Here is a 4,967-nt window from a genome sequence, read left to right as displayed (position 1 = left end):
GGTCGGTCTTTCCCTGGGTGTAGGCCTGGATCAGCTGTTGCTGCTGGGCGGGGGGCAATTGCTGGAACTGCTGCAATTGTTCGGCGGTGGGAACGGGCGTTTCCGCCTGAACGGCTGGCGCCAGACTGGCAAACATCAAGACCGAGCCGATGACGCCGGCACCTATGCTCCCGAACTTCCTGCCCATGTTTTTCGCTTACACCCGATTTTGGTTTTGCCTGGCCACCCATGGGCAGGCAGGCGGTCGCTGACCGGTTTTATGTCAATATAGCTATATTCTCCAGCTATTTACAGCCATTTGTTCGGGAATTTTGTCAGAAGCGGGTCATAGGGGGTTACGACGCCACAAATACGGCTCCTTTTGATATCCGTTTGCCCGCTGCGCGGCACGACGGTGCACCCCTTTCCCCTTTTTGCCGCAAAAAAACACCGCTCCGGCGCTAGAAGCCCTTCAAGTGAAGTGTTATCGTAGATTCTTTATCGCGTTCTTGACGTATCGCGGCGAAATCTGAAGGGGAATCCCAAGTGGACGTTACGGTTGATCAGTTCACCAGCCGCTTCGCGGCCCTCGCCAATCGCTTTCCTTCCACACCCAATCTCGCGGCTGTCCTGAGCAGCATGCGTATCGAGCAGATTCCCGCCCGTACCCGGCTGATCGAGTACGACGGGGCATGTTCCAAGCTCTACCTGGTCTGGGAAGGCCAGCTCTCCGCCAGCATCGAGGACGAGTCCGGCAAGATCCTCCTCGGCCAGATCGGCCCGGGCGAATGGATCGGTGAAGTCACGCTGATCGAACCCGGCCCGGCGACCGCCAGCGTGGATGCCGACGAGGACACCGTACTGCTCACCATGTCCCACGAGGACTTCAGCGATCTGCGCGAAAATCAGCCTCCCGCCGCCGGTGCGCTCATGCATGCCCTTTCCCTGAACCTGGTCGACCGCTTGCGCGCCTACGGCAAGCGCGCGGCCCATGAGATCTCCAGCGGTCAGTACGCCATGGAGGAACTCGCACCGAAAGAGCGCGCCACATTGATCACCCTGATTGCACGCCTGATGGGCATCCGAGGAGCGAAATGATGGATATATCCGAGTTCCTGCTGTCCAACCCGCTGTTCGACACCTTCGACCGGACCGAGGCACAGGCCCTGGCCCGTGCGATGACCACCGTGACCTATCCGGACGGGCACGTGTTCCTCCACGAAGGCAAGAAGGGAGATGCCTGCTACCTCATACTCGAAGGCGATGTATCGGTCACCCGCATGGCGACGGAAGGACGGGGCATCGAGCATGTGCGCACCATGGGACCCGGCGAACTGTTCGGGCTGATCGCCCTGGTCGATCACGGCAAGCGCGCAGCCACCTGCACTGCCATCGCCCATCACTTCCAGTACGTGATCGCGCGCCAACTGGCCCGCGACCTGCGCGCCTACAACCACGCCCTGCTGGCCGTTCTGTTGGGTCAGCAGAGCGAGTCCAGGATATCCCTGCGGGCGATCTAGCACACACCCCTCCGGAAACGACAAAGGCCCGGTCTTGCACCGGGCTTTTTTTGGGGCTGGAAATGCGGTCTGTTCCATACATTGGTATCTTTCTACCGATAACCTTGAAGACAGCCCAATCGCCTACACGACCGGACATCAGCTGTGCCACCGATAAGCCCTGCCCTACCAGCCTGCGTCCTCGCCCTCCTCCTCAGCAGTTCCACCGCGATCGCCGCGGGCAGCGGTGACGCCTACGAGCTCAGCGCATCCGAACACGACCTGCGGAGTTCCTACGAACTCGTGCCACTTCCGGGCGGCCGGAATATTGGCATCGTCGGTCTTCACTTCGACTTGCATCCTTTTGCCGCAATACCGTCGGTATACCTCGGTGTCGGCGGCTACGGTGCCGCGGTGGGGACCGAGGGCGGCTACTTCACCATGGGCGGAACCCTGGGCAACCGCATCCCCTTGCTCGATCGGTTCGACCTAGACCTGGGATTGCACGTGGGCGCGGGCGGTGGCTCGCTCAGAACCTTTCCGGGCGGGGGCGCGTTCCTGCGCGGACATGCGATGCTCGAGTACCGCGTGGTGGACAACAACTACCTGCGGTTTGGCGTGGCGCACACCAGATACCCCAATACCACGGCGAGCAATGCGAACGATACTCACCTCGTGATCGGCTACCGCCTCAGCGGCTTCGACTGGGTGTCGGACAAAGATGGCAATGCCGACTACCCAGAGTTCCATGGCTATAGCGCTCGCCTTCGGATCGCTCCCAGCGTGATGTACTACTCCACCGACGACAGCCGCCCCGCCGGCCGGCTGGGCAACTACACGGGAGATGGCACCACAAATGCCAACTTCGGGCTGGTGGGCAGCCAGGTCGACCAGTTCTTTTCCGAGCACGGGTACGCCGCACTGGAGCTGTATGGCGCCGGGGGTGGCGGAGCCGATGGTTACGGATCGGTGGCCGCCGGGCTGGGAGCACGCGTGCCGTTGACGGGTCGCCTGAATTGGGAGATCAAGGCACTGCTGGGGGTCGCCGGAGATGCGAGGCTGGATACCGGAGGCGGAACGATCGGCCGGGCCGCGACCGGGCTCAGTCTCGACCTGAGCAAGCATTTCTATCTCTCTGCGATGGCCGGGCGCATGCAGGCACTCGATGGCAGATTCGCCTCCAATCTTGTCGACCTTGCGATCGGCTGGCAGGCGCAGCGCCCGCACGCGAATGCCGGCGAGCGGGCCAGCTTCCCTGCTTCCCGCTACGAACTCATGCACTGGCGTGCGGCCCTGACTCAAAAAACCTACTTTCCACCGGCGTCGATCCAAAACAAATCCGGCCAGCGCTACAGCGCTCAACTTCACCTCGCCGGCCTGGAGGTGAGCAAGCCTGTAATCGGGCAGTGGCTGAGCGGTCGTGCCAGCACCCAGTGGGCCTACGCCGGGAGCATCGGCTCATACGCCGAAGCGTTGCTCGGTGTCGAAGTCGCACCCGAACTGCTGCGATTCGGCGCGGTGAGGTTCAGCGGCGCCTACGACCTTGGAGTGGGCGGGGGCGGCAACGTGGCGCTCGACGAGGGCTTCATTCAGCAGGCCATGCTGGGCGTGAACTTCCGTCTTAACCCCAGGTATTCACTCGCCCTGCAGGGGGGCCGCATGGAGAGCTTTGGCGGCAGCTTCCACAGTGATCTGCTGCAGATCCAGCTCGTGTCGCACCGAAGCTCCCTCTTCGCCCGCTAGATGTGGCGACTACTCCCTGCGCAGGATGCGATTCACCAGCAGGTTCGCCCAGCCCCTGGTCTTGAATTCGTTTTTCATGGCGTCTGGGTCGTATTGGGTTTGCACCCAATCCATGAAGTCGATGGGCTCCTTGGCGTTGGCGCGCTCGTAGGATTCGAAGAAATGGTCGAGGATCCCGGTAGCGGACTGGCGAATATGGCCGAAGCGCCAGTGAAGCTGTTTCTTGGCCTCGGATACCGGGCGCCCCTCCTCCATCATCAAGTACAGTGCCGACATGAAGCCGGCGCGGTCGGCGCCGGACTTGCAGTGCATCATCGCCGGGTACTCGATCTCGTCGAACATCTTTTTGACGTCGAGGATCTCCTCGGGCGTGAACAGCCCGCGGGAACGCGCGGTGACGGTGACCAGCTTGATGCCTTCGCGCTCGCACGCTTCCCGCGAAAGCAACAGGCTGCCGATATCCGTTTCGCCGCGCAGATTGATGATGGTCTTGATCCCGCGCCTGGCGGCACGGCGCACGCCATAGGGGGTCGGATGGTTTGCCCGCTCCAGCTTGTCGGAGACCCGGTAGCGGTTGGCGAACAGGTAGCGGAACCAGCCATGGTCAACCATGGTCATGTCGAACCAGGCGAAGAAGCGGGATAGCGGCGAATCGATATTGGCATTCCAGGACCGGCGCCACGCTTTCCAGCCCCGGAACCAGGCGCGCCGGCCCTTTCGGAAGTAACTCAAAAGATTTTTCAACAATGCCATGAGACCGGTACGGCTACGCTGGTCAGCCCGGTGTGATTAAAGCAGTCCCCGGGGAAAAAACAAAAGGAAAGGACACTTCCTGCCAGTTAGGGATAATTTACTTTAACAGGGTAGCGTAGATGATTGGTTTTTGGAAACAACTGCGCCCGGACTTGTTGTCTGGGCCGTGACCGCCGGGATCGCGCCTATATTATAGTGTCGAGCCTATGGCGAGCCCGATTCCCTGGCCACTGTCCGCCGTGGGATCCTCCTCGGCCTCGATGGCATCCCGCAGGGTAATGCCGGAAAGAAAATCGTAGAACAACTCGCCGACGTGGTCCCATTTCCCGTACAGGGACTCCGCCCCGGATCGGTCGTCCTGGATTGGGTGGTCGATGGCCAACAGAATCTCGGACATGCTTATGTTTGCGGCGGGTCGGGTGAGGATGTAGCCGCCGTTCCAGCCGCGCTCGCCGCGGATCAGCCCGGCGTCGCGCAGGATGCCGACAGGCCGGCGCATCTCGAAGATCGAGATTCCCAGGTCGTCCGCGAGCGTGGCCAGGGGGATGAATCCGTTTCCCTCGTGCAGCGCCAGCCGCATCATGATCTTGAGGCCCAGTTGTCCCTTGCTTGTCAGTACCACGGTTCTCTCCCGTTTTCAGGTGTTGCCAGTCCTGCCCCGACGGCAGGCACCTCAGCCATCCTCCGGCCCGAAGCAGGCGGCGTAGTCCACGCATACGCCGCAACTCGGCGCCTTGCACATATTGATCTCGGCGCGTTCACAGAGCTGTTTGTAGAAGAACTTCTTCCATTTCATGTTGCCCGTGTTCTTCGCGTACAGGGCGGAGAAGTGCTTGTGCAACAGCGCCGACAGTTCGTTGCGGTCACCCAGGCCCATATCCTGCCACAGGTGATTTTCTCCCAGGCAGGCCGTGGCCACCGTGTGGGCCAGCCACGCCTCCTCCTCCGTAGCCTCCGTCCGATACTCAAGCAGCAGCTCGACGAGATCGTCGT

At 61.5% G+C, this 4,967-nt stretch carries 7 protein-coding genes; 3 read left to right on the top strand and 4 right to left on the bottom strand.

The genetic code is table 11. The features are described 5' to 3' along the window. Positions 1-187: hypothetical protein (locus P8X48_12865; protein ID MEJ2108197.1), on the bottom strand; the 187-nt coding region annotated here is incomplete at its 3' end. Positions 188-525: 338 nt separating this feature from the next. On the opposite strand from P8X48_12865, the gene P8X48_12860 reads away from it, so the two are divergent. The 3 genes from P8X48_12860 to P8X48_12850 all read left to right on the top strand — a co-directional run bounded on the left by P8X48_12860 (position 526) and on the right by P8X48_12850 (position 3,221). Beyond that, the gene (locus tag P8X48_12860; protein ID MEJ2108196.1) at positions 526-1,077 is read left to right on the top strand and encodes a cyclic nucleotide-binding domain-containing protein; all 552 of its coding nucleotides are present in this window, start codon (positions 526-528) and stop codon (positions 1,075-1,077) included. Beyond that, positions 1,074-1,499, top strand: a complete 426-nt coding sequence (locus P8X48_12855; GenBank protein ID MEJ2108195.1) for a cyclic nucleotide-binding domain-containing protein — start codon at positions 1,074-1,076, stop codon at positions 1,497-1,499. The genes P8X48_12860 and P8X48_12855 overlap by 4 nt, the downstream gene beginning before the upstream one ends. 144 nt (positions 1,500-1,643) lie before the next feature. Beyond that, entirely contained in the window at positions 1,644-3,221 is a 1,578-nt protein-coding gene (locus P8X48_12850; GenBank protein MEJ2108194.1) for a hypothetical protein, read from the top strand. 9 nt (positions 3,222-3,230) lie between these two features. On the opposite strand, the gene P8X48_12845 is transcribed toward P8X48_12850, so the two are convergent. The 3 genes from P8X48_12845 to P8X48_12835 all read right to left on the bottom strand — a co-directional run. Next, the gene (locus P8X48_12845; GenBank protein ID MEJ2108193.1) at positions 3,231-3,953 is read right to left on the bottom strand and encodes a sulfur transferase domain-containing protein; all 723 of its coding nucleotides are present in this window, start codon (positions 3,951-3,953) and stop codon (positions 3,231-3,233) included. A gap of 211 nt (positions 3,954-4,164) precedes the next feature. Then, positions 4,165-4,596, bottom strand: coding sequence for an Rrf2 family transcriptional regulator (locus P8X48_12840; protein ID MEJ2108192.1), 432 nt, complete (start codon positions 4,594-4,596; stop codon positions 4,165-4,167). A 51-nt stretch (positions 4,597-4,647) separates the two neighbouring features. Then, on the bottom strand, positions 4,648-4,967 hold a 320-nt coding region (locus P8X48_12835), incomplete at its 5' end, for a nitrogen fixation protein NifQ (GenBank protein ID MEJ2108191.1).

The sequence above is a fragment of the Acidiferrobacteraceae bacterium genome (genome assembly GCA_037388825.1).
GTDB lineage: Bacteria > Pseudomonadota > Gammaproteobacteria > Acidiferrobacterales > JAJDNE01 > JARRJV01.
The sequence above is the reverse complement of the archived record's forward strand: the minus strand, read 5'-3'. Positions and strand labels throughout refer to the sequence as shown.

Excerpts from the sequence above, each read along its gene's own strand:
- P8X48_12855 (MEJ2108195.1), top strand. The coding sequence starts at position 1,074 with ATGATGGATATATCCGAGTTCCTGCTGTCCAACCCGCTGTTCGACACC.